At 50.9% G+C, this 25,762-nt stretch carries 20 protein-coding genes; 16 read left to right on the top strand and 4 right to left on the bottom strand.

Features of this window, described 5'->3' with window-relative positions:
* Positions 1 to 30: 30 nt before the first annotated feature.
* The 6 genes from dmsA to EDF78_RS21045 all read left to right on the top strand — a co-directional run bounded on the left by dmsA (position 31) and on the right by EDF78_RS21045 (position 6,497).
* Positions 31 to 2,478, top strand: a complete 2,448-nt coding sequence (dmsA, locus tag EDF78_RS21070; RefSeq protein ID WP_133823840.1) for a dimethylsulfoxide reductase subunit A — start codon at positions 31 to 33, stop codon at positions 2,476 to 2,478.
* An 11-nt stretch (positions 2,479 to 2,489) separates the two neighbouring features.
* Positions 2,490 to 3,107: a DMSO/selenate family reductase complex B subunit gene (locus tag EDF78_RS21065; protein WP_133823839.1), complete on the top strand. Its 618-nt coding sequence runs from the start codon at positions 2,490 to 2,492 to the stop codon at positions 3,105 to 3,107.
* 1 nt (position 3,108) lies between these two features.
* A complete protein-coding gene (locus EDF78_RS21060; RefSeq protein ID WP_095922657.1) occupies positions 3,109 to 3,966 on the top strand; it encodes a dimethyl sulfoxide reductase anchor subunit family protein in 858 nt (285 codons plus the stop codon).
* Positions 3,967 to 4,037: 71 nt separating this feature from the next.
* Positions 4,038 to 4,646 carry a Tat proofreading chaperone DmsD gene (dmsD, locus tag EDF78_RS21055; RefSeq protein ID WP_133823838.1) on the top strand — a complete coding sequence of 203 codons (609 nt, stop codon included), beginning with the start codon at positions 4,038 to 4,040 and terminating at the stop codon, positions 4,644 to 4,646.
* Positions 4,646 to 5,221: a ferredoxin-type protein NapF gene (gene napF / locus EDF78_RS21050; protein WP_133823837.1), complete on the top strand. Its 576-nt coding sequence runs from the start codon at positions 4,646 to 4,648 to the stop codon at positions 5,219 to 5,221. The genes dmsD and napF overlap by 1 nt, the downstream gene beginning before the upstream one ends.
* Before the next feature lie 130 nt (positions 5,222 to 5,351).
* A complete protein-coding gene (locus EDF78_RS21045; protein ID WP_095922654.1) occupies positions 5,352 to 6,497 on the top strand; it encodes an MFS transporter in 1,146 nt (381 codons plus the stop codon).
* Between the two features lie 203 nt (positions 6,498 to 6,700).
* On the opposite strand, the gene pflA is transcribed toward EDF78_RS21045, so the two are convergent.
* The 4 genes from pflA to ycaO form a co-directional block, all read right to left on the bottom strand.
* Entirely contained in the window at positions 6,701 to 7,441 is a 741-nt protein-coding gene (gene pflA, locus EDF78_RS21040; RefSeq protein WP_015689580.1) for a pyruvate formate lyase 1-activating protein, read from the bottom strand.
* Between the two features lie 272 nt (positions 7,442 to 7,713).
* Entirely contained in the window at positions 7,714 to 9,996 is a 2,283-nt protein-coding gene (gene pflB, locus EDF78_RS21035) for a formate C-acetyltransferase (RefSeq protein ID WP_095922617.1), read from the bottom strand.
* Positions 9,997 to 10,071: 75 nt separating this feature from the next.
* Positions 10,072 to 10,929, bottom strand: coding sequence for a formate transporter FocA (gene focA, locus EDF78_RS21030; protein WP_095922616.1), 858 nt, complete (start codon positions 10,927 to 10,929; stop codon positions 10,072 to 10,074).
* 475 nt (positions 10,930 to 11,404) lie between these two features.
* Positions 11,405 to 13,168, bottom strand: coding sequence for a 30S ribosomal protein S12 methylthiotransferase accessory factor YcaO (ycaO, locus tag EDF78_RS21025; RefSeq protein WP_133823836.1), 1,764 nt, complete (start codon positions 13,166 to 13,168; stop codon positions 11,405 to 11,407).
* A 160-nt stretch (positions 13,169 to 13,328) separates the two neighbouring features.
* Here ycaO and EDF78_RS21020 point away from each other — a divergent pair, with 160 nt between their 5' ends.
* From EDF78_RS21020 to EDF78_RS20975, 10 genes are all read left to right on the top strand, one after another.
* Positions 13,329 to 14,018 carry a YetF domain-containing protein gene (locus EDF78_RS21020; RefSeq protein ID WP_095922615.1) on the top strand — a complete coding sequence of 230 codons (690 nt, stop codon included), beginning with the start codon at positions 13,329 to 13,331 and terminating at the stop codon, positions 14,016 to 14,018.
* Between the two features lie 172 nt (positions 14,019 to 14,190).
* Positions 14,191 to 15,276, top strand: a complete 1,086-nt coding sequence (serC, locus tag EDF78_RS21015) for a 3-phosphoserine/phosphohydroxythreonine transaminase (protein ID WP_133823835.1) — start codon at positions 14,191 to 14,193, stop codon at positions 15,274 to 15,276.
* 102 nt (positions 15,277 to 15,378) lie between these two features.
* Positions 15,379 to 16,662, top strand: coding sequence for a 3-phosphoshikimate 1-carboxyvinyltransferase (gene aroA / locus EDF78_RS21010; RefSeq protein WP_133823856.1), 1,284 nt, complete (start codon positions 15,379 to 15,381; stop codon positions 16,660 to 16,662).
* A gap of 197 nt (positions 16,663 to 16,859) precedes the next feature.
* The gene (gene cmk / locus EDF78_RS21005; RefSeq protein WP_095922612.1) at positions 16,860 to 17,558 is read left to right on the top strand and encodes a (d)CMP kinase; all 699 of its coding nucleotides are present in this window, start codon (positions 16,860 to 16,862) and stop codon (positions 17,556 to 17,558) included.
* Positions 17,559 to 17,714: 156 nt separating this feature from the next.
* Positions 17,715 to 19,388, top strand: coding sequence for a 30S ribosomal protein S1 (rpsA, locus tag EDF78_RS21000; protein ID WP_095925166.1), 1,674 nt, complete (start codon positions 17,715 to 17,717; stop codon positions 19,386 to 19,388).
* A gap of 60 nt (positions 19,389 to 19,448) precedes the next feature.
* Positions 19,449 to 19,733, top strand: a complete 285-nt coding sequence (gene ihfB, locus EDF78_RS20995) for an integration host factor subunit beta (protein WP_013574835.1) — start codon at positions 19,449 to 19,451, stop codon at positions 19,731 to 19,733.
* Positions 19,734 to 19,958: 225 nt separating this feature from the next.
* Positions 19,959 to 22,250, top strand: a complete 2,292-nt coding sequence (locus EDF78_RS20990) for a ComEC family protein (protein ID WP_347876872.1) — start codon at positions 19,959 to 19,961, stop codon at positions 22,248 to 22,250.
* A 38-nt stretch (positions 22,251 to 22,288) separates the two neighbouring features.
* Positions 22,289 to 24,037, top strand: coding sequence for a lipid A ABC transporter ATP-binding protein/permease MsbA (msbA, locus tag EDF78_RS20985; protein WP_119822223.1), 1,749 nt, complete (start codon positions 22,289 to 22,291; stop codon positions 24,035 to 24,037).
* Positions 24,034 to 25,023 (top strand): tetraacyldisaccharide 4'-kinase, encoded by a 990-nt coding sequence (lpxK, locus tag EDF78_RS20980; RefSeq protein ID WP_133823833.1) that lies wholly within the window; start codon positions 24,034 to 24,036, stop codon positions 25,021 to 25,023. The genes msbA and lpxK overlap by 4 nt, the downstream gene beginning before the upstream one ends.
* Positions 25,024 to 25,373: 350 nt before the next feature.
* Positions 25,374 to 25,583: a cold-shock protein gene (locus EDF78_RS20975; protein ID WP_013574839.1), complete on the top strand. Its 210-nt coding sequence runs from the start codon at positions 25,374 to 25,376 to the stop codon at positions 25,581 to 25,583.
* The last annotated feature ends 179 nt before the right edge of the window (positions 25,584 to 25,762 follow it).

The raw sequence follows: 25,762 nt of genomic DNA, 5'->3' as shown, positions 1-25,762 counted from the left end.
CCTTATGATAAGGACGTTACGGAGTAAGCAATGTCAGATTCAAACAGTCAAAAACCTGATACAGGCGGCGGGATCAGCCGCCGTGATTTGGTTAAGGGAACCACGCTCGCCGGTATGGCGGCAGCGGTCGGCGGAATATCGCTGCCGTTCAAATCCATTCGTGCTGAGCAGATTAAGGCTCCGGTCAGCGCCGCAGACGAGAAAATCGTCTGGAGTGCCTGTACCGTAAACTGCGGCAGCCGTTGCCCGCTGCGCATGCATGTCGTTGATAACGAAATCCGCTATGTCGAAACCGATAATACCGGTGACGATAATTATGAAGGGTTACATCAGGTACGTGCCTGCCTGCGCGGGCGCTCAATGCGCCGTCGCGTGTATAACCCCGATCGCCTGAAGTATCCGATGAAACGGGTAGGCAAACGGGGTGAAGGCAAATTCAAACCTATAAGCTGGGATGAAGCCTATGACACGCTGGCGGCCAGCCTCAAAGACATTATTCACCGTTACGGTAATGAAGCGATCTACCTGAATTACGGTACCGGTACGCTGGGCGGTACCATGACCCGTTCATGGCCGCCGGGCAAAACACTGATCGCCCGTCTGATGAACTGCTGCGGCGGTTATCTGAATCATTATGGCGATTACAGCTCGGCGCAAATCGCGGCTGGCCTGAATTACACCTACGGCGGCTGGGCAGACGGTAACAGTCCGTCTGATATCGAAAACAGTAAACTTGTGGTGTTGTTCGGTAACAATCCCGGCGAAACGCGCATGAGTGGCGGCGGGGTAACCTATTACCTTGAGCAGGCCCGTCAGCGTTCGAATGCCCGCATGATCATTGTCGATCCGCGTTATACCGATACCGGTGCTGGTCGTGAAGATGAATGGGTACCGATCCGTCCGGGGACGGATGGCGCACTGGCCGCTGCACTGGCACACGTGATGATCACCGAAAACCTGGTTGATCAGCCCTTCCTCGATAAGTATTGCGTCGGTTACGACGAAAAAACCTTACCGACCGGTGTCCCTGAGAATGCGCATTACAAAGCCTATATTCTCGGCAACGGGCCGGATGGCGTAGCGAAAACGCCGGAATGGGCGGCAAAAATCACTGGCATTTCCGTGGATAAAATCGTCAAGCTGGGGCGCGAAATCGGGCAGGCGAAACCGGCGTTTATAACGCAGGGCTGGGGTCCGCAACGTCATGCTAACGGCGAAATTGCCACCCGTGCGATTGCGATGCTGGCGATCCTGACCGGTAACGTCGGCGTTCACGGCGGTAACTCCGGCGCCCGCGAAGGCGCCTACGAAATTCCGTTTGTCCGTATGCCAACGCTGGAAAATCCGGTTCAGACCAGCATTTCTATGTTCCTGTGGACGGATGCGATTGTGCGTGGTCCGGAAATGACGGCCACGAAAGATGGCGTGCGCGGCAAGGAAAAACTGGATGTGCCGATCAAGTTTATCTGGAACTACGCCGGTAACTGTCTGATCAACCAGCATTCTGATATCAACCGCACTCACGATATTCTGCAGGATGACAAACAGTGCGAGATGATTGTGGTGATTGATAACCACATGACGTCGTCAGCGAAATACGCAGATATTATCCTGCCCGACTGCACGGCCTCTGAGCAGATGGACTTCTGCCTTGATGCCTCGTGCGGCAATATGGATTACATCATTTTTGCCGATCAGGCGATCACGCCACGATTCCAGTGCAAAAATATTTATGAAATGACCAGCGAATTGTCCCGCCGTCTGGGCGTTGAGCAGCAGTTCACCGAAGGACGTACGCAGGAAGAATGGTTGCGCCATCTGTACCAGCAATCCCGCGAAGCGCTGCCGGAGCTGCCTGATTTCGACACTTTCCGCAAACAGGGCATGTTCAAAAAACGCGACCCCGATCAGCATCACGTGGCCTACAAAGCATTCCGTGAAGATCCGGCGGCGAATCCGCTGAGCACGCCATCTGGCAAAATTGAAATCTACTCTGCCGAACTGGCCAAAATTGCCGCTGAATGGGAACTCTCCAAAGAGGACGTGATTGATCCATTGCCGGTGTATGCCGCCGGTTTCGAGAACTATGACGATCCGCTGGCCAGCAAATATCCGCTTCAGATGACCGGTTTCCACTACAAAGCGCGTACTCACTCCACTTACGGCAACGTGGATGTCCTGAAAGCAGCCTGTCGTCAGGAAATGTGGATCAACCCGATGGATGCCGCGCAGCGTGGTATCGCCAATGGCGACATGATCCGCATCTTTAACGATCGCGGCGAAGTGCACATTGCTGCAAAAGTAACGCCACGCATGATGCCGGGTGTTGTCGCACTGGGCGAAGGTGCCTGGTATTCACCGGACAGCCAAAAAATCGACCGTGCGGGCAGCATCAACGTACTGACTTCTCAAAGACCTTCACCGCTGGCGAAAGGTAACCCCTCTCACACCAACCTTGTGCAAGTGGCTAAGGTTTAACGGAGTAAAACATGACAACTCAATATGGCTTTTATATTGACTCAAGCCGCTGCACCGGGTGCAAAACCTGTGAGCTGGCTTGCAAGGACTTCAAAAACTTAACGCCGGACGTCAGTTTCCGCCGCATTTATGAATATGCCGGGGGTGACTGGCAGAAAGACGGGGACGGCTGGCATCAGAATGTGTTCGCGTATTATCTGTCTATTTCATGCAACCACTGCGCGGATCCGGCCTGTACCAAAGTCTGTCCGAGTGGCGCAATGCATAAGCGTGAAGACGGTTTTGTGGTGGTGAACGAAGATGTGTGCATCGGTTGCCGCTATTGCCACATGGCATGCCCGTACGGCGCGCCGCAGTACAACGAAGCGAAATGTCACATGACCAAATGTGACGGTTGCTACGAGCGCATTGCCGAAGGTAAAAAACCGATCTGTGTGGAATCCTGCCCGCTGCGTGCGCTGGATATGGCCCCGATTGAAGAGTTGCGTGCGAAATACGGTGATCTGGCCGAAGTGGCACCGTTGCCGGCTTCACACTTCACTCACCCAAATATCGTCATCAAACCCAATGCGAATTGCCGTCCTGTAGGCGATACCACGGGTTATCTGGCTAACCCGAAGGAGGTTTGAGATGGGAAACGGATGGCATGAATGGCCTTTAATGGTCTTTACCGTTCTGGGGCAATGTGTAGTGGGTGCCTTTATCGTGCTGGCGATTGCCTTACTGTCGCGACGCACTGTCGATGAATACCGCAGGATCCACCTGTCGATGTTCTTCCTGTGGGTGCTGATGGCGATCGCGTTTATCGCCTCAGTGTTGCATCTGGGTTCGCCGCTGCGCGCATTCAATTCGCTTAACCGTCTGGGCGCTTCGCCGCTGAGCAACGAAATTGGCAGCGGTTCATTGTTTTTTGCGCTTGGCGGGATTTACTGGCTGCTGGCGACTCTCAACAAGATGCCGCGCGCACTGGCTAAAATCTGGTTAATCGTGACCATGCTGGCAGGCATTGGGTTCGTTTTCGCGATGTGTCGTGTCTATGAAATCAATACCGTGCCGACCTGGGACAATGCCTACACCGCGTTGCATTTTGCTCTGACGGTGCTGATTGGCGGTCCGGTTCTGGGCTATTTGCTGCTGCGTGGTGCCGGTATCAATGGCTGTGCGCTGCGTCTGCTGCCGGTCGTCAGTCTGGTGGCGCTGATCGTGAGCATGGCCGTGGTGGTCTTGCAGAGTGCGAGTCTGGCGGGCATTAACAGCTCTGTTCAGGCAGCTTCAACCCTGATCCCGCAATACGGCGTGTTGTCAGTATGGCGGCTGGTGCTGATTGTTCTGGGATTGGGCTGCTGGTTCTGTCCGCTCATCATGCGTAAACGTCCGGCACTGGCGTCAATGATTCTGGCTTTCGTGCTGGTATTTGGCGGTGAGTTGATTGGCCGGGCGATTTTCTACGGTCTGCATATGACAGTAGGTATGGCAGTCAGCGGGTAATTTCGGGTCGTCAGGTTTATCAGGAGGCACGTCACCGGTGGTGATGTGCCTCTGCAAAAAATGAGTCAATTATGTCAGCAGAATCAATCAGTTTAACCGGTAAAGTTTTAGGCGCGACGCTGTTTTATCCGCCGGGAACCGAAGAAGTCCAGCCTCTGGTCGCATTACTTAAAGCGAATGAATGGATGTCACAGTGGCCTTTCGCTTCTGAGGAGGCAAAAAATCAGGCGAGGCAAATGTTCAGTCAGATTGATGCCGCACCTGAGAATCTGGATGACGCTTATCAGCGCCTGTTCGTGGGGCCTTATGCATTACCTGCGCCGCCGTGGGGCTCGGTGTATCTGGATAAGGAATCCGTAGTGTTTGGCGATTCCACCCTGGCGCTTCGTCAGTGGATGCGTGAAAACGGCATTGAGCCGCATCTGGCGCAGGCGGAGCCGGAAGATCACATTGGCTTGCTGCTGATGATGTCTGCGTGGTTAGCCGAAAATTCACCGTCATTGCTGGATGATTTTTTGACGCTGCATGTATTGCCGTGGGCGGGCCGCTACTTCGAACTGCTCATTCAGAGAGCAGAACACCCGTTTTATCTTGGCGTGGCTTTACTTGCCGGGTCCACGTTGCAAGGCTGGAAACAGCAGCGTGGGTTGCAGACACCGGTCGTGGATCTGTATTTCTGATGAGCGACTCCCGTGACGCCGGTTATTACCGTGCCTGGATGAGCAGCCGAACAGTCAGCCGCCGTGGATTATTCCGCGGCTTGCTGTCTTCGGGCAAACACGCGATGGAACAGTCGGCAGAACCCTCCGCTACCTTGCTGGAACGTCGGGTTTCCCGCCCGCCGCAGGCCGTTGCTGAGCCCTTATTTCTGCAACAGTGCAGCGGGTGCGGACATTGTGCAGAGGCCTGTCCGGTCGGCATTATCAGTGTTCCGGACGGGAAGGCTTCGCTGGCAATTGATTATGCCGAATGTGATTTTTGCGGAGCCTGCACACAGGCCTGTGAAAGCGGGGCGCTGGATCTGAGCGTGCCGATGGATACCGGCTTACGTCCGACAGTTTTGTCACAGTGCCTGGGGCGGATGGATGACTTGTGCAGAATGTGCGAAATTGCGTGCCCACGCACGGCAATATTTTTTAATCAACAGAATCAACCTTCTGTTGATGACGCAAAATGTAATGGCTGCGGTAAATGTAAACTTGTTTGTTATCATGGCGATATCAACTTGTCATTAAAGCGTCATGTATCTTCATAGCCAGGCTTGATTAGCGTTTTCAATCATTCCTCTCCACTTTGTGCTCAGGTCAATTTTTGCCAGATTGACTTTTAATCCGCCAGTGGCATGATGCGCGCAATTTCCTCCTCTTTGTGGTCTTCATCACCCTATGTCCGCCTATTCCCGACCCGTCGCATTATTGCTGTGCGGACTCCTGCTGCTGACGATTTCTATCGCCGTCTTAAACACGCTGGTGCCTTTGTGGCTGAGCCATGAGCAACTCCCAACCTGGCAGGTCGGGATGGTCAGTTCATCCTATTTTACCGGTAATTTGCTGGGGACGTTGCTCGCGGGCGGGCTGATTAAACGTATCGGGTTTAACCGCAGTTATTACCTTTCCTGCGTTCTGTTTGCCGTCGCGACCGCAGGGCTGGCGCTGTCGATGAGTTTCTGGGGCTGGGTCAGTGCTCGTTTTGTCGCAGGAGTCGGCTGCGCACTGATTTGGGTGGTGGTGGAGAGTGCTTTGCTGCGCAGCGGAACGGTGAAGAACCGGGGGCAGCTGCTGGCCGCTTATATGATCATGTATTACATCGGCACGGTGGTCGGTCAGCTTCTGGTGGGCACTGTGCCAACAGCTATCTTCAGCGTGTTGCCGTGGGTAACGGCGCTGATTGTGATTGCTATGCTGCCGCTGCTGCTGACGCATATTGAGAATCAGGACAGCGAGCAGCCGCGTCATGCCGTGATGCCGATGTTCAGACGCCGTAATGCGCGTCTGGGGATCAATGGCTGCATTATTTCCGGCATTGTTCTGGGGTCGTTATACGGGCTGATGCCACTGTTCCTGACCCATCAGGGGATGAGTGATGCGAATGTGGGTTACTGGATGGCCTTGCTGGTCAGTGCCGGGATTATCGGTCAGTGGCCGGTAGGGCGTCTGGCAGACCGTTATGGCCGCCTGATGGTTTTACGTATCCAGATTTTTTGTGTGATCCTCGGCAGCATTGCGATGCTCAGTGGTTATGCGATGGCACCAACGCTGTTCATTTTGGGATGTGCGGGATTCACACTTTATCCGGTTGCGATGTCATGGGCTTGTGAGAAAGTAAGTGCTGATGAGCTGGTGGCGATGAATCAGGCGTTACTGATGAGTTATACCCTCGGCAGCCTTGCTGGACCGACGATGACCGCAATGCTGATGCAGAGCTATTCTGACCGCCTGTTGTTCGTAATGATCGCTGTGGTCTCACTGGTGTATCTGGTGATGCTGATGCGTAAAGCGGATCATACGCATAACCCGGTGGCTGCCGCCTGATTACCCTGCATACTTGAAGCTGCCACTGCGTTCGCTACGCTCCGGGACCCGAATCACTGACCTAGGTCAGCGCATCGGGATCTCGTCACTTGCCGACTGGTTGCAACTCCAATTATTTTGGGTAAGGTTTCATTGAGAATCTTAGTCTCATAAAGCAAAAAAGACGCCAAATGGCGTCTTTTTTAATGGGCATAATCGGGTGATTAATAAATCACTTTATGCCCGTAGCTGGCGAGAATGTTTTTCACTCTTTCCATGATCTCTTTGGTCGGTGGGTTTACGCCATCCAGACCATATTTCTCACCCATTGCCGTCCATTTGTGTTTGCCCAACTCATGATAGGGCAGCAACTCGATTTTCTCGATGTTGGTCATGTCCTTGGTGAACTCGCCCAGTTTATGCGCGGAATCATCATCATCTGACCAGCCCGGTACTACCACATAACGGATCCAGGTGCGCTGATTACGTTTCGCCAGATAGCGGGCAAAATCCAGCGTGCGGTGGTTGGATACGCCCACCAGATTCTGGTGAATATCGTCATTCATCTGCTTCAGATCGAGCATGACCAGATCCGAGACATCCAGTAATTCGTCGATCACCGGATCATAACGGCGGACAAATCCATTGGTGTCCAGACAGGTGTTAATCCCTTCTTTCTGGCAGGCGCGGAACCAGTCGCGCACAAATTCAGCCTGAAGAATGGCTTCACCACCGGATGCGGTCACACCGCCGCCGGAAGCATTCATAAAGTGGCGATACGTCACCACTTCTTTCATTAAATCATCGACATTGATCTCTTTACCGCCATGAGTGTCCCAGGTATCGCGGTTGTGGCAATACATGCAACGCATCAGGCAACCCTGGAAGAAAACAATGAAACGGATACCTGGGCCGTCAACGGTGCCACAGGATTCATATGAGTGGATGCGACCTTGAACTGACATTGCGGGTTATTCTCCATATTGACCAATGAATAGCAGTCTACATGTGCGGGTGCTGGCCTGGCAGAGATAAACTGGAAACCACAGGTTTATGATACCAGACAATCAATAAGGTTGATTGTCAGCAATGGCGGTACTGCTTTGCCAGAGGTCCACAACGTATAGCGCTCTGGCAAAACAGACTGTCGTACAGACAGTGCTGGGCAGGGAGGGATGAAACAAAGGCTCCACGTTGTGGAGCCTTTTATATCAGACCAGATTACAAGGCTGAATTATTACAGGGACTTGGTGAAAGTACGGGTAATAACGTCTTGTTGCTGTTCTTTAGTCAGTGAGTTGAAACGCACTGCGTAACCAGAAACACGGATGGTCAGCTGAGGATAGTTTTCAGGATGTTCCATCGCGTCTAACAGCATTTCACGGTTCATCACGTTCACGTTCAGGTGTTGACCACCTTCGATGGACGCTTCGTGGTGGAAGTAACCATCCATCAGACCCGCGAGGTTGGCTTTACGCACATCATCGTCTTTACCCAGCGCATTTGGAACGATAGAGAAGGTATAAGAAATACCATCTTTCGCGTAAGCAAACGGCAGTTTAGCAACGGAAGTCAGAGAGGCAACCGCACCTTTCTGGTCACGACCGTGCATTGGGTTCGCACCTGGACCAAATGGAGCGCCAGCGCGACGACCGTCAGGGGTGTTACCGGTTTTCTTACCATAAACCACGTTAGAGGTGATGGTCAGAACAGACTGAGTAGCCACAGCGCCACGGTAGGTACGCAGTTTCTGAATTTTCTTCATGAAACGTTCTACCAGGTCACAAGCGATGTCATCTACACGAGAATCGTTGTTACCGAACTGTGGGTATTCGCCTTCAATTTTGAAGTCTACAGCCAGGCCGTCTTCGTCACGGATGGTGCTCACTTTTGCATATTTGATAGCGGACAGGGAGTCGGCAGCAACTGACAGACCTGCGATACCACATGCCATGGTGCGATAAACGTCACGGTCATGCAGAGCCATCAGCGATGCTTCGTAGCTGTATTTGTCATGCATGTAGTGAATGATGTTCAGCGCAGTCACGTACTGTTTAGCCAACCAGTCCATGAAGTGATCCATGCGATCCATGACTTTGTCATAGGTCAGCACTTCATCCATCATTGGCGCTTCTTTAGGGCCAACCTGGATTTTCATTTTTTCATCAACGCCGCCGTTGATTGCGTACAACATGGTTTTCGCCAGGTTTGCACGAGCGCCGAAGAACTGCATTTGTTTACCCACAACCATTGGGCTCACACAACACGCGATAGCATAGTCATCGTTGTTGAAGTCAGGACGCATCAGGTCATCGTTCTCATACTGTACAGATGAGGTATCGATAGACACTTTTGCTGCGTACTTTTTGAAGTTCATTGGCAGCTTTTCAGACCACAGAATGGTCATGTTCGGCTCTGGTGAAGGCCCCATTGTGTACAGGGTATTCAGGAAGCGGAAGCTGCTTTTGGTGACCAGAGTACGGCCATCAACGCCCATACCTGCTAGGGATTCAGTCGCCCAGATTGGGTCACCGGAGAACAATTCATCATATTCAGGTGTACGCAGGAAACGTACCATACGCAGTTTCATGACCAGGTGGTCAATCAGTTCCTGAGCCTGTTCTTCGTTCAGTTTGCCAGCTTTGATATCACGTTCAATGAACACGTCAAGGAAGGTAGATACGCGGCCGAAGGACATTGCAGCGCCGTTCTGAGATTTAACTGCAGCCAGGTAGCCGAAGTAAGTCCACTGTACAGCTTCTTGTGCATTGGTCGCAGGACCAGAGATATCGCAGCCATATTTAGCCGCCATTTCTTTAATCTGACCCAGAGCACGGTGTTGTTCTGAGATTTCTTCACGCAGCTGGATGGTCATTTCCAGATTTACGCCGTTTTCCAGATCGTCTTGCAGAGACTGGAATTGTGCGTATTTGTCGGCCATCAGGAAGTCGATGCCGTACAGTGCAACGCGACGGTAGTCACCGATGATACGGCCACGGCCATAGGCATCTGGCAAACCGGTCAGAACACCGGATTTACGGCAGTTCAGGATGTCTTTAGTGTAAACATCGAAAACGCCCTGGTTGTGGGTTTTGCGATAATCAGTGAAGACTTTTTTCAGTGCCGGATCCAGTTCACGACCATAAACTTTACATGAACCTTCCACCATTTTGATGCCGCCGAATGGGATCAGGGCACGTTTCAATGGCGCGTCAGTTTGCAGACCAACGATAGTTTCCAATGATTTGTTGATGTAGCCGGCATCGTGCGAAGTGATGGTAGAGGCAACGTCGGTATCGAAATCTACTGGAGCCTTGGTACGGTTCTCCAGTTTGATACCATCCATTACTTTATCCCACAGGGTGGTTGTCGCTTGGGTAGCGCCAGCCAGGAAGGACTCATCACCTTCATACGGTGTGTAGTTCTTCTGAATGAAGTCACGGACGTTTACGCCATTCTGCCATTCACCAGCACTAAAACCTTGCCATGCGTTGGTCAATTTTTCATTGAGCTTGGACATTTTGCACCTACCTTCTAATTTGGATTTCTTTAAAAATCACGTGTAAAACTGTCGTAACAAGAGTGCCACGTTGGATCAGTGGTGTTTCTCATCGCGAAGATATATGACCCAGTACGTTAACCCTACCAGCAAACCGCCCCCGATAATGTTACCGATGGTCACAGGGATAAGATTGTCGATGATAAAGTTAGTGATGTTCAGTTCTGCGAATTGCGCCGGGGTTGCTCCGACGGCCTGCCAGAATTCGGGAGTCGCAAAGTTTTTCACTACGATGCCTAAAGGGATCATGAACATGTTGGCAATGCTGTGTTCAAAGCCGCTGGCGACGAACATACCCACCGGTAAAATCATGGCGAACATTTTATCCATCAGACTGCGGCCGGAGTAACTCATCCATACCGCAAGGCAAACCATCAGGTTCGCGAGGATCCCCAGACAAACAGCTTCGATAAATGTGTGATGCATTTTATGGTCAGCAGTTTGCAGAACATTCAGTCCCCACAAACCGTTATCAACCATGTATTCACCTGAGAACCAAATCAGAGCCACAAAGAACAGGCAGCCAATCAGGTTACCAATATAGACATTGACCCAGTTGCGCGCCAATTGCCCCCAGGTAATACGCCCGCTGGCTTTCGCAATCACGATAAGCACAGTGGAAGTGAACAGGTCAGCGCCACACACCACGACCAGCATCAGACCCAGTGAGAAGCAGATGCCCCCGACGAGTTTTGCAAGACCATAAGGTACGGTACCTGTGCCTGTAGTGGCGGTGATATAAAAAGCAAAGGCAATAGAAATAAAGACGCCAGCAGTAATGGCTAAAAAGAATGTTTTTAACGGCTGTTTGGTGGCTTTATAAACGCCGGCATCTTCAGCAACTTTTGCTGTAGCGGCGGGTAAAATGAGATCGAAGGGGTTGTCAGCTTTCACATTAACTCTCTTATTCAGGGCTATGCACTGCGCAACGAGATACTAGCAAAGCAGTATAACGTAAAAATTGACGTGGATCATACGAGGGGGTTTTTGGTGGTTTTCAGGGTACTACTGAAGGGGTGGTTTTTTAGTTAACCTATTGAAAATAATAGTGTAAAAACATTTTAATTTTTACAAATAAAGTTGATGGCAGGAGGATTTATTTTTCTTTTTGCGTTAATGGGAATAACTCATTGTTAATTAATGTCGTTAATTTGACTTTGTAAATTTCACCGCCATTTAACGTAAAAAAATAAGTGCCATACTTTTGTCGTAAAAAAGACATCCGGGCTTTATTTCGCGCGGAATTACACGTCATTTTTAAGGCTGAGTCAAACCCCTGAGGCCAAATAGCACACCGCAAGCGTAAACGCAGGAATAAAAAAACCGGCAGGAATTCTGCCGGTTTGAAAGAGTTTTTATCTGAGTGAGATCAGCTTTTTGCCCAGTGGCGACGTTTCGCCACCTGTAACTTCTCATACGCACCCAGCAGCGCCTGATGAGCCGGTAAGGCTTTAAGCGCCGGATCTACCGCAAACAGGCTGTGGAAACGGACGTCGCCACTGATGGCGGCGGAGGCATCTTCAACGGCTTTCTGGCCGTACATTTTCACAAATGCATTGTAATATTGTGCCGGATCGCGATCTTCTTCCAGAGACAGTTGCAGCAGCGTTTGCAGGCAACGGTAGTAGTTGTTGCGCTCATCGCTGTACACAGACGAGTTGAACTCGTGTGCCCACTCAGCCCAGGTCAATGCCTGATCTAAATCGCCACCCGCCAGTGCCAGCATGGATTTCAGTTCGCCCACACGCAGGGTGTACCAGCCGTTGTCCTTACCACTGGCAATACCCAGTAATTCACGGACGCGGGTAAAGTCATCGAGACCTTCATCATCGAGCTGAGTGATCATCTCAAGATAGGTTTCTTTCGGCAGATCACTGTCCGGCAAGGCCAGCAGCTGTTCACGCAGATGTGCGCCCATGCTGTTATTCGCCAGCAGCAGGTCTTCTGCAGGGTAGATATCCGACATACCAGGGACAATAATGCGACAGGCATACACGTCCAGATGCTCGTAATCTGCGATATACACTTCGGCATCTTCTTTATCAAAGATAGCCATCAGGGTCGCGAATTCTTCTTCTGTCGTGCCGCTGAAACTCCAGTCGGCAAACGGATAGTCGGCGTCCTGCTTGAACATGTCCCATGAAATCAGACCGCTTGAGTCGATGAAATGGGTTTCAAGGTTAGCGTGTTCCGCCACTTCTTCGTCATCGAAGGTTGGCGCCGTGAAGACATCCAGATCTTTCAGGCTGCGGCCCTGCAGCAGTTCAGTCACGGTACGTTCCAGTGCGACACCAAAATCAGGGTGTGCGCCAAAGGAGGCGAAACAGGTGCCGTTTGCCGGGTTGAACAGCACCACGCAAATGACCGGATAGTTTCCACCCAGAGAAGCGTCATAGGAAAGAATAGGGAAACCTTCTTCTTCCAGTTTGGCGATGGCTTCCACCACGCCCGGGTAACGTGCCAGCACGTCAGCAGGAATTTCGGGCAGGCTGATTGATTCGGCAATAATGCGGTTCTTGACGTAACGCTCGAAAACTTCTGACAGCCCCTGCACACGCGCTTCATTGGCCGTGTTACCGGCAGACATCCCGTTAGAGACGTACAGGTTGCCGATGATATTCATCGGAATGTAAACGGTTTGCAGATCAGACTGACGGGTAAACGGCAGGGCGCAGATACCGCGATCCGGATTGCCTGACTGCAGGTCGATCAGATCACTGGCAACCAGTTCTTTATCGGCATCATAAAAGGCATGCAGGCGTTCATCCAGAATGCCAGCCGGCAGGCTGTCGTCTTCAGGCAGCGGGAACCACTTTTCATTCGGATAATGCACGAAGTCGCCGTTGGCAATCTCTTTGCCCAGATAGAAATCGGCAAAGAAATAGTTTGTCGACAGACGCTCAAAATATTCCCCCAATGCCGACGCGAGAGCGGCTTTCTTGCTGGCCCCTTTACCGTTGGTGAAGCACAGCGGACAGTCGCGATCGCGAATGTGCACTGACCAGACGTGGGGAACCGGATTCAGCCAGGAAGCTTCTTCGATATTAAAGCCGAGATCGGTGAGTTTTTGTTGGAAGCGGGAAATGGAGTCTTCCAGCGCCGCGTCTTTACCAGGAATAAAAGTTTGCGTCATTGAGTTCACTTTTGAGCGTGCTAAAAACGCGCAATGATACGGGGTTTTGCGTATGAGCTCCATGTATTCGTGTTAAGAATGTAATCGCGGTGTAACGCGCTAAGCTTGTCTGTAAATCCGCGGCAGGTAAGCCGCTGTTTTCTCTTCCCGTGAGGCATCTATGCAGGCTTTTGATCTGAAACGTATGACGCTGGATAAGTTCCCTCTTGAGTATCTTGGAGAGGTGACATTCCGCTGCTTTTTCATTTTTATTGTGGTGTTTGTCTTTCTGAAACTGACCGGGCGTCGGGGCGTGAATCAGCTTTCTTTGTTCGAAGTGGTGATCATTCTGACGCTGGGTTCTGCCGCCGGTGACGTGACGTTTTATGATGACGTCCCGCTGTTGCCCGTGTTTGCGGTCTTTTTCTCAATTCTGCTGTTTTACCGTCTTTCAACCTGGCTGATGGATAAAAGTCCCCATTTCCAAAACTGGATGGAAGGCAAACCGCTGATCATCATTCGTGACGGCATGTTTGAATGGGAAACCATGGCGCGCGAGAACATCACCAAAGGCGAATTCTACATGGAGTTGCGGCAGAAAGGGGTGGAGCATCTCGGCCAGGTGCGGCTGGCGTTTCTTGAAGCTAACGGCGGCCTGAGTGTTTATTTCCGGCTGGACGAGGATGTCCAACCGGGCCTGCCTGTGTTGCCGGAAGATTACATTGATATCGAGACCCTGATGCTCACCAGCGGGCTGTATGCCTGCCATCAGTGCAGCCTGATTCAAACTTTCAAAGTGGGCGAAAAAGCGGCCTGTCCGCGTTGTCAAAATATCACCTGGGTGAGGGCGCTGAGTACCGTACGGGCGTGAACAGATAATCCTGTTAAATCAGCTTTCCAGGGAGGAATGAACCTTGTGACCTATATCTCATCGCTGTTTATCAGGTCGTGGTGAATAAGCGTTGCAGACTGCTTGTCTAGGATGATAAAACCGTTAAATTAGTGGTTACTATGTGGCTGTCTCAGAGAAGTGGTGAGGGGAAATGACTCAGGTTTATAATTTTAGTGCAGGCCCGGCAATGATCCCGGCTGAAGTGTTGCGTCGTGCGGAACAGGAACTTTGTAACTGGCACGGACTGGGTACATCGGTGATGGAAATCAGTCACCGTAGTAAGGAATTTATCCAGGTTGCTGAAGAATCCGAAAAGGATATCCGTGACCTGCTGAATATTCCCCCGAACTACAAGGTGCTGTTCTGCCACGGTGGCGCGCGCGCGCAATTCGCTGCCGTCCCGATGAACCTGCTGGGCGACAAATCCTCCGCTGATTACATTGATGGCGGTTACTGGGCGCACAGCGCCGTAAAAGAAGTCCAAAAATACTGCTCGCCTAACGTGATTGATGTCACCACCACGATTGATGGCAAGCGTGGCATTCTGCCGATGAACGAATGGCAGCTGAGTGCAGATTCCGCCTACGTGCATTACTGCCCGAATGAAACGATCGATGGTATTGCTATCGATGAAATGCCTGATTTCGGCGACAAAATCGTGGTTGCCGACTATTCCTCTTGTATCCTTTCCCGCCCGATCGATGTCAGCCGTTTTGGTGTTATCTATGCCGGTGCGCAGAAAAATATCGGTCCGGCCGGTCTGACGCTGGTCATCGTTCGTGAAGACCTGCTGGGTAAAGCCCGCACAGAACTGCCGTCTATTCTGGATTATACCGTGCTGGCTGAGAACGATTCTATGTTCAATACCCCGCCAACATTTGCATGGTATCTGTCAGGCATGGTGTTCAAATGGCTGAAAGAACAGGGCGGTCTGCGCGAGATGGAAAAACGCAATCGCGCAAAAGCTGAACTGCTCTATGGCGCCATCGACCGTACCGGTTTCTACCGTAACCCGGTTGCGGCAGCTAACCGGTCGTGGATGAATGTTCCTTTCCAGATGGCGGATGCTTCTCTGGATAAACTGTTCCTCGATCAGGCGCAGGAAGCCGGTCTGCACGCATTAAAAGGTCACCGTGTTGCTGGCGGTATGCGCGCATCTATTTATAATGCAATGCCCCTTGAAGGCGTCAAAGCCCTGACCGACTTTATGGCGGAGTTCGAAAAGCGCCACGGTTAAGTGCTGGTTTTCGGGCCAGCAAAATGCTTGAGTAAGAAGCCTTAAAAATGACCCCGGCTCACTGTCCGGGGTCATTTTATGAAAAGAAGAATTGGAGAAAGAGTGGAATCCCTGACATTACAACCCGTTGCACTGGTTAACGGCAGCATCAATTTACCTGGCTCAAAAAGTGTTTCCAACCGCGCACTTTTACTGGCTGCTTTTGCACAGGGCACTACCCGCCTGACGAATCTGCTCGACAGCGACGATGTTCGCCATATGCTCACCGCACTGGCGCAACTGGGCGTCACGCATCGTTTGTCTGCCTCCCGTACCGAGTGTGAAATCGACGGTCTGGGCACGACTTTTTCCAATGCTAAAGGTCTGGAACTGTTTCTGGGTAACGCAGGGACGGCCATGCGTCCGCTGGCTGCCGCGTTATGTCTGGGTGAACAGGATGTGGTCCTCACCGGCGAGCCACGCATGAAAGAGCGCCCGATCGGACATCTGGTGGATGCATTACGGCAGGGCGGCGCGCAGATTGATTATGTAGAGCAGGAAAACTATCCGCCACTGCGTCTGCGCGGCGGCTTTAGTGGCGGCAATGTCAGCGTTGATGGCAGCGTGTCCAGCCAGTTCCTGACGGCGTTGCTGATGACCGCGCCACTGGCAGTGAATGACACGACCATTCAGATTAAAGGTGATCTGGTTTCCAAACCTTATATCGATATCACCCTGAACCTGATGAAAACCTTCGGTATTGAAGTGGAAAACCACCAGTACCAGCAATTCAGCATTAAAGGCCAGCAACACTATGTGTCGCCGGGTGCTTATCTGGTTGAAGGTGATGCTTCTTCTGCGTCCTACTTCCTGGCTGCTGCAGCCATCAAGGGCGGTACGGTTCGTGTGACCGGTATTGGTAAAAACAGCATGCAGGGTGATATTCGTTTTGCCGATGTGCTGGAGAAAATGGGCGCAGCCATTCACTGGGCTGATGATTATATTGAATGTACCCGTGGCGACCTGAAAGGTATCGACATGGATATGAACCATATTCCTGATGCTGCCATGACCATTGCCACAGCCGCATTGTTTGCGGAAGGCCCGACAACGCTGCGCAACATTTACAACTGGCGTGTCAAAGAAACCGACCGACTGGCGGCCATGGCCACTGAGTTGCGTAAAGTCGGGGCGACGGTGGAAGAGGGTGAAGACTACATCCGCGTTGAGCCACCACAGTCGCTGAAATTTGCCGAAATTGGCACCTACAATGATCACCGCATGGCGATGTGTTTCTCACTGGTGGCGCTGTCCGATACCCCGGTCACGATCCTTGATCCGAAATGCACAGCGAAAACCTTCCCTGATTACTTCGAACGTCTGGCGGCAATCAGTACGCTGGCATAGTCTTACGTTGTGTCTGCAAAGATAACGGGCATCTATTGATGCCCGTTTTTTGTTACTGAGATTTCGGAACCGTCCGCTTTTTAGGCAACTGAAAAATGGGGGGGTAACAGTTGACTTAAAGGCAGCGTATAATGCCGCTCCTGAATGAGTCCTCTATGGCGAGTGAAGCGGGTATACCCCACCGAAAGGAGACAAAAATGACGGCTTTAACCCCGGTAATCACCGTTGATGGGCCAAGTGGTGCAGGTAAAGGTACGTTGTGTAAAGCGCTGGCCGAAGCCTTTAACTGGCACTTGCTGGATTCCGGTGCCATTTACCGCGTGTTAGCCCTGGCAGCGCTGCATCACCAGGTTGATATTGTCTCAGAAGAGGCGTTAGTTCCGCTTGCCGCACATCTCGACGTTCGTTTTGTTGCTCAGGATGGGCAGTTACAGGTTATTTTGGAAGGTGAGGATGTCACCAATGAAATCCGCACCGAAACGGTAGGCAATACGGCTTCACAGGCGGCGGCATTCCCGCGTGTCCGTGAGGCATTGCTGCGCCGTCAGCGCGCATTCCGCGATGCCCCGGGCCTGATTGCAGATGGCCGCGATATGGGCACGGTTGTTTTCCCTGATGCGCCTGTGAAGATATTTCTTGATGCGAGTTCAGAAGAACGTGCAAACAGAAGAATGCTACAGTTGCAGGAAAAAGGCTTTAGTGTTAACTTTGAACGGCTTTTAGCCGAGATCAAAGAACGTGATGACCGTGATCGTAACAGGGCTATCGCGCCTTTAGTGGCTGCTTCCGATGCGTTATTGCTGGATTCAACCAGCATGTCCATCGACGAAGTCATCGAAAAAGCGCTGGCATATGCCACAGAAATTCTAGGATTACCGCAAAAACAAACCCGGTAATCGAGCCGTAATCTGGTGCTGAAGAATATTCAGTGCCAGTTTTGGCTATAGTTTTTTTTAACCTCGCCGCAAGGATCTGTAGCGGGGCATTTGAAACAACCCCATCCAGCAGGAAGCCAGATGGACGTTAAACTTAAGAACCTAAAGATTATCAACATGACTGAATCTTTTGCTCAACTCTTTGAAGAATCCTTAAAAACAATCGAAACCCGTCCTGGTTCCATCGTTCGTGGTGTTGTTGTGTCTATCGACAAAGATATCGTACTGGTTGACGCCGGTCTGAAATCTGAGTCTGCAATCCCGGCAGAACAATTCAAAAACGCACAGGGCGAACTGGAAATCCAGGTTGGCGACGAAGTTGATGTTGCGCTGGACGCTGTTGAAGACGGCTTCGGTGAAACTCTGCTGTCCCGTGAAAAAGCTAAACGTCATGAAGCTTGGATCACGCTGGAAAAAGCTTACGAAGAATCTGCAACTGTTACCGGTGTTATCAACGGTAAAGTGAAAGGCGGTTTCACTGTTGAGCTGAACGGTATCCGTGCGTTCCTGCCAGGTTCACTGGTAGACGTTCGTCCTGTTCGCGACACGCTGCATCTCGAAGGCAAAGATCTTGAGTTCAAAGTCATCAAACTGGACCAGAAACGCAACAACGTTGTTGTTTCCCGTCGTGCAGTAATTGAGTCTGAGAACAGCGCAGAGCGCGATCAACTGCTGGAAAACCTGCAGGAAGGCATGGAAGTTAAAGGTATCGTTAAGAACCTCACTGACTACGGTGCATTCGTTGATCTGGGCGGCGTTGACGGCCTGCTGCACATCACTGACATGGCTTGGAAACGTGTTAAACACCCAAGCGAAATCGTTAATGTTGGCGATGAAATCACTGTTAAAGTCCTTAAATTTGACCGCGAGCGTACCCGTGTGTCACTGGGTCTGAAACAACTGGGCGAAGATCCTTGGGTCGCTATCGCTAAACGTTACCCAGAAGGTACTAAACTGACGGGTCGCGTTACCAACCTGACTGATTACGGCTGCTTCGTAGAAATCGAAGAAGGCGTTGAAGGTCTGGTTCACGTTTCTGAGATGGATTGGACTAACAAAAACATCCACCCATCTAAAGTTGTTAACGTGGGCGATGTTGTTGAAGTTATGGTTCTGGATATCGACGAAGAACGTCGTCGTATCTCCCTGGGCCTGAAACAATGCAAAAACAACCCATGGCAGCAATTCGCAGAAACCCACAACAAGAACGACCGTGTTGAAGGTAAAATCAAGTCAATCACTGACTTCGGTATCTTCATTGGTCTGGACGGCGGCATCGACGGCCTGGTTCACCTGTCTGACATCTCCTGGAACGTTGCAGGCGAAGAAGCAGTACGTGAATACAAGAAAGGCGACGAAATCGCAGCTGTGGTTCTGCAAGTTGACGCAGAACGTGAACGTATCTCCCTGGGCGTGAAGCAACTGGCTGAAGATCCATTCAATAACTACCTGTCTGTTAACAAGAAAGGTACTATTGTTACTGGTAAAGTCACAGCAGTTGACGCCAAAGGTGCTACAGTTGAATTAGCTGGTGGCGTAGAAGGTTACCTGCGCGCTTCAGAAGCTTCTCGCGACCGTATTGAAGACGCAACTCTGGTTCTGAGCGTTGGTGATGAAGTTGAAGCTAAATTCACCGGTGTTGATCGTAAGAACCGCGTAGTAAGCCTGTCCGTCCGTGCTAAGGATGAAGCAGACGAGAAAGATGCAATCGCTGTTGTTAACAACAAACCAGACGAAAGCAACTTCTCTAACGCTATGGCTGAAGCGTTCAAAGCGGCAAAAGGCGAGTAATGACGGGGGGCGACTCTGTTGCCCCGAAACGGTAGTTTAGCTGCAAAGCTTGGAGGTACTATGACCAAGTCTGAACTTATTGAAAGACTTGCTGGCCAGCACTCTCATATCCCGGCGAAAGCTGTTGAGGATGCAGTGAAAGAGATGCTTGAGCATATGGCTGCAACCTTGGCTGATGGTGAACGCATCGAAATCCGTGGGTTTGGCAGTTTTTCTCTTCACTACCGTGCTCCGCGTGTTGGGCGCAACCCTAAAACGGGCGATAAAGTTGAGCTGGACGGCAAGTACGTTCCTCACTTTAAGCCAGGTAAAGAGCTGCGCGATCGCGCGAATATTTACGGTTAAGGTTTTCGCCTGAACGTAAATGTCTGCCTATAGCGAACGTAAAACGGTACCCATTGGGTGCCGTTTTTTTTGCCTCATAATCTAAGAATTCCCCCCACTTCTGTTCTGAAAACAAAAAGTTTGCGTAATGTCTCGCAGCCTTTTGCTCTCCTGCTTGCCCCTGCCTTGCGTGAAAATCATACTCCGCCACGAACATATGTCCGATAAATGTGAAAGGAGTAAAACATCAAAATCTCACTGGATGAGGCTTCTTTAGCTGTGATAGCCGGCATGATGCCGCTGCTCCTTCTCCCGCAACTTCCTTCCTCTCTTCAGATGATCATGCTGTGTATTGCTGCCGGGTATTGCGTCAGATGTCATCACAAACTGTTCAGCTTGCTGGGTATCTGCCTGCTGAGTTTCAGCTGGGCCGCAGTTCAGGGCAGCATTCAACTGCGCCAGATCTCAGCACTTCAGGGTACCCCGCGCCATGTTATTGCGGTGGCAGAGAGTACTCATCTCGGAAACACCCGTACGTCGTCAGTGTTCTTCAAAATTGAAAAAGTGGACGGCAAAAGGGTATTTCCACCGGTCATGTTCCGTACGAAATGGGACGCGGGAGGAGAAGCACTTTTGGCCGGTCAGCGCTGGGATATGACCGTTAGTTTGCGGCCTGTTCACAGCTTGCTGAATGAAGGCGGATTTGATGCCCAGCGCTGGGCGCTGGCTCAGCATGCCCCGCTGACAGCCACTGTTCGTCGTAGTCAGAGGTTGTCGGCGCAAAGTTCGCTTCGCCAGCAGTTTATTCAACGAGTGCAGCTGAAAATGCCGCCAATGGAAAATACGGCCATTCTGGTCGCACTGGCGTTTGGCGAAAAAGGATTAATCCGGGATGCGGATAAGTTGCTGTTGCAGCACTCAGGCATCGCACATCTGGTGGCGATCTCAGGCTTACATATTGGCATTGCGGCGCTGTTCGGATGGTGGCTGGCACGCGGAATACAATATTTTATGCCGGTAAAGTTAATCGATTATCGTTTTCCGCTATGGGTAAGCGCGGTATTTTTACTGGTTTACACCTGGCTTTCAGGGGGCAACGCACCCGCCATACGTACAGCGTTAGCAGTATCCTTGTGGATTTTATTGCGCCTTTTCCGTATCCGTTGTCATCCGTGGCAGATATGGCTTTGGGTGGTTTCTGTTCTTCTTCTCGCTGACCCGATGAATTTATTATCCGACAGCTTCTGGTTGTCATGCTTCGCGGTGGGAACACTGATTTTCTGGTTCCAGTGGGCACCGCTTCCTGCCATGTTTCAGCAAGCAAGATATTGGGCGCTGTTACGCTGGGCGCATCTGCAACTGGGGATGACACTTCTCCTGTTACCCTTACAGGTGTGGATCTTTCATGGCATAAACCTTTTTTCCTTTCCGGCAAATATGTGGGCAGTACCGGTAGTTTCGCTGGTCACCGTTCCGCTGGTATTGCTGGCCTTACTGATGAACCTGATGCCATCCGTGCTAATGGATAATGCGCAAACACTGCTCTGGCAACTGGCGGACGCGACGTTAAGGCTGGCGCTGTGGGGAGTCAAAGCATTACCGGATGGCTGGATCCCGCTAGGCGAATCATTTCTGGTCGCAAGCCTGACAGGGTGGATAATGCTTCTGTGCTGGCGGATTTGCCCGTGGAGATATTGCGTTTCACTCCTGCTGTCGATCTTTGCGATCTCATTCGTCTGGCTGAACAGGAACCCGGAAGAGCGCTGGCGGGTGGATATGATTGATGTCGGCCACGGTTTGTCTGTTCTTATCAGTAAAAACGGCAGGGGGATCCTTTACGATACCGGCAACCGCTGGGAAGGGAGTTCCGCCGCTGAGCAAAATATCATCCCTTTCCTAAACTGGAAGAATATTCAGCCAGAACTGATCATTATCAGTCATGATGATATGGATCATCGTGGCGGATTGCCTCTGTTACAAAACCGGTTCCCTGCCGCCAGTGTACGTGAAAGTGCGTTGTCCGGTCAGCATCATCTGAAATGTAAGGCGGGTGAGCAATGGCACTGGCAGGGGCTGGCTTTCAAAGTCTTATGGCCAGAGAAGATGTCAGCGGATGTCGGAAATAATGACAGCTGCGTGATCCGCATTGATGACGGAACATTCAGTTTGCTTCTGACCGGTGATATTGAGGCTGAAACCGAAAAAGCATTAGTCAGGAAATGGCGGAGTGAGCTACAGGCCACGGTGCTTCAGGTTCCTCATCACGGCAGTAATACCTCGTCAACGCCGCCTTTTCTGCGCGCCGTTAAGCCGGTTATCGCACTGGCTTCCGCATCCCGCTTTAATAAATGGCGTCTTCCGGCTGATAAAGTTGTTAGCAGATACAACAAAGCACGCTATGACTGGCGTTCAACGTCCCGTTCGGGTCAGCTTAGTCTCTTCATTTATGACGATTATTGGACAATTAAAGGCTTACGCGAGCAATTAATCCCCCGCTGGTATCACCACCGGTTTGGAGTATCGGAAGATAATGAGTAGAATAGACCGCTATTTCTTTCGATGCTGGTTGATATTGCATGATGAACGATAAAGATCTCTCTACGTGGCAGACATTCCGTCGCCTGTGGCCGATGATCACACCTTTTAAAGCCGGGCTGATCGCTGCGGCAATCGCGCTGGTCGCTAACGCCGCCAGTGACACTTTCATGCTGTCTTTGCTGAAACCGTTGCTGGATGATGGTTTTGGTAAAGCTGACCGCTCAATTTTACTGTGGATGCCTCTGGTCGTTATCGGTCTGATGATCGTACGTGGTGTCAGTGGCTATATATCCAGTTACTGTATTTCGTGGGTTTCGGGCAAAGTGGTGATGCATATGCGTCGTCGCCTGTTTGGTCACATGATGAGAATGCCTGTCGCATTTTTTGATCAGCAGTCTACCGGTACCTTACTTTCCCGTATCACCTATGATTCAGAGCAGGTGGCGTCTTCGTCTTCCAGCGCGCTGGTGACGGTAGTGCGTGAAGGTGCGTCCATCATCGGTCTGTTTGTCATGATGTTCTATTACAGCTGGCAGCTTTCGGTGATCCTGATTGTGATTGCGCCAATTGTGTCTGTTGTTATCCGTGTCGTGTCAAAACGCTTCCGTAACATCAGTAAGACAATGCAAAACACCATGGGGCAGGTTACCACCAGCGCCGAGCAGATGCTGAAAGGTCATAAAGAAGTACTGATCTTCGGCGGTCAGAAAGTGGAAACCGCGCGTTTTGATAAAGTCAGTAACCGCATGCGCCAGCAAGGTATGCGTATGGTTTCGGCTTCTTCAATTTCAGACCCGATCATTCAGCTTATTGCCTCTCTGGCGCTGGCATTCGTATTGTATGCAGCGAGCTTCCCGTCCGTCATGGAAACGCTCAGCGCGGGTACCATCACCGTGGTGTTCTCATCGATGATTGCCCTGATGCGTCCGCTGAAATCCCTGACTAACGTCAACTCCCAGTTCCAGCGCGGGATGGCAGCTTGCCAGACACTGTTCTCCATTCTGGATATGGAACAGGAAAAAGACGAAGGGAAACTGGAAGTCAAACGCGTGAAAGGGGATGTCGAGTTCAAAAATGTGACCTTCACTTATCCCGGGCGTGATATTCCGGCTCTGCGCGATATTTCCTTCAGCCTGCCAGAAGGCAAAACGGTGGCCCTGGTCGGTCGTTCCGGCTCAGGAAAATCGACCATTGCGAACCTGCTGACGCGTTTCTATGACATCCAGGAAGGCTCTATTCTGATGGATGGTCATGATCTGCGTGAATACACGCTGTCATCACTGCGTAATCAGGTGGCGCTGGTTTCTCAAAACGTTCACCTGTTCAACGACACCATTGCCAACAACATCGCTTATGCGCGTACCGATATATACTCCCGCGAAGAGATCGAAAAAGCAGCGACTATGGCTTACGCCATGGACTTTATCAGCAAGATGGATAAAGGACTGGATACGGTTATTGGTGAGAACGGCGTACTGCTTTCAGGCGGTCAGCGTCAGCGTATTGCGATTGCTCGTGCCTTACTGCGTGATTCGCCGGTCCTGATCCTTGATGAAGCGACCTCTGCACTTGATACCGAATCTGAGCGTGCCATTCAGGCAGCGCTGGATGAATTGCAGAAAAACCGTACCTCGTTGGTGATTGCGCACCGCTTGTCGACCATCGAAAAAGCCGATGAAATTCTGGTTATAGAAGATGGTCGTGTCGTTGAACGTGGTTCACATGCTGATTTGCTTGAAGAGCGTGGTGTTTACTCGCAGCTATACCGGATGCAGTTTGGCCAATGATTGAGCGCATCTGGTCAGGCAAGTCACCGCTTTATCTGTTACTCCTGCCTCTTTCGTGGCTGTACGGGTTAGTCTCGTCTGTGATTTGTTACAGCTACAAAGCGGGGCTTAAAAAAAGCTGGCGGGCTTCAGTGCCCGTCGTGGTGGTCGGAAATCTGACTGCCGGGGGTAATGGTAAAACGCCGGTGGTGATCTGGCTGGTTGAAACACTTCAGCAGCATGGTTTTCGGGTTGGCGTGGTTTCACGCGGTTATGGTGGTAAGGCTGAGCACTATCCGTTATTACTGACGGAGGCGACGCCAACCACGCAGGCGGGTGACGAGCCTGTGCTGATATTTCAGAGAACGGCCACACCGGTTGCGGTCTCTCCCGTGCGTTCAGACGCGGTAAAGGCACTGCTCGCGGCTCACGAACTGGATGTGATTATCACTGATGATGGCTTGCAGCATTACGCCCTCAGCCGTGATATAGAAATTGTGGTCGTCGACGGTATTCGCCGTTTTGGTAATGGTCACTGGCTACCCGCTGGCCCGATGCGTGAACGGGAGTCCCGTTTGCGTTCCGTCGATGCGGTGATTACCAATGGCGGCGTTCCTCATGCAGGTGAACTGGCCATGACCCTGCAACCCGGCAAGGCGATAAACCTGAAGACGGGTGAACAGCGCGATGCCGCATCGTTACGAAATGTGGTGGCTATGGCCGGGATCGGGCATCCACCTCGTTTCTTTGCCACGCTGAAACAGCTCGGCCTGACGCTGCAACATGAAGTCGCGTTTTCAGATCATCAGTCATACTCCCCAGAACAACTTTCCGGCATTCTGCAGGCGGATCAATCCCTGCTGATGACGGAAAAAGATGCGGTGAAATGCCGTGCTTTTGCTCAACCGGACTGGTGGTATTTACCGGTCGACGCAAAAATTTCGGGCGTTCTGGCTGAAAAATTACTGCAAAAAATAACTGACCTTATTTTGCAAAAGACCCGCTGAATGCTAAAAAACTCATGAAATGAGCGGTTCTCATAAAAATTTACGTAAATTTAAATCCTGAAGCTCTCTGATTTTAAAGGATTATATTTACGATTCACATTTATTTGCGGAATAATGAAGTAACATGGCTTGCTAATGGTCTGCGCTTATGAGTAAATGCGTGCAACCTGTGTTGCAGCGCTATTTATGTATGAGTGTAGAGTAAAGCAGTTCCTCCCAGACGTTATCTCTTTCCCGATGATTCCGCTTCCAAGACGAACCTTCTAAGTCCTCCCCATAAGTAATTGTCTGAACTATTGGCTCACATTGCCGAATGGCAGGATTTTATATTTCGTAAAAAGGTTTTAAATATGTCTAAGAAAAATGGTCAGGTTAAGTGGTTCAATGAAAGCAAAGGTTTTGGTTTTATTGAGCAAGCTGATGGCGGTAAAGATGTATTCGTACATTTCTCTGCAATCGCGACCGATGGTTTCAAAACTCTGGCCGAAGGTCAGCGTGTAGAATACACCATTCAGGATAGCCCGCGCGGTCCTGCTGCTGCTAACGTTATTGCACTCTGAGAAGAGGCTGACGTGATGATATGAGTAAGCGTTAATTGCTAATCATATCAGCAGAGTAAAACCCGCCGGATGGCGGGTTTTTCATACCTGAAAAGGTAAAGCGACGTGAATAAAATGTCGCGAAATTTGTAAAAATAATCGTTAAAACAAAATCGCTCATTAGAGGTTTTTTATAAAAA

This window comes from Rahnella sp. BIGb0236 (assembly GCF_004364755.1).
Classification (GTDB): Bacteria; Pseudomonadota; Gammaproteobacteria; order Enterobacterales; family Enterobacteriaceae; genus Rahnella; species Rahnella victoriana.
Note: the sequence above shows the minus strand (reverse complement) of the source record. Positions and strands in the feature narration are given on the sequence as shown.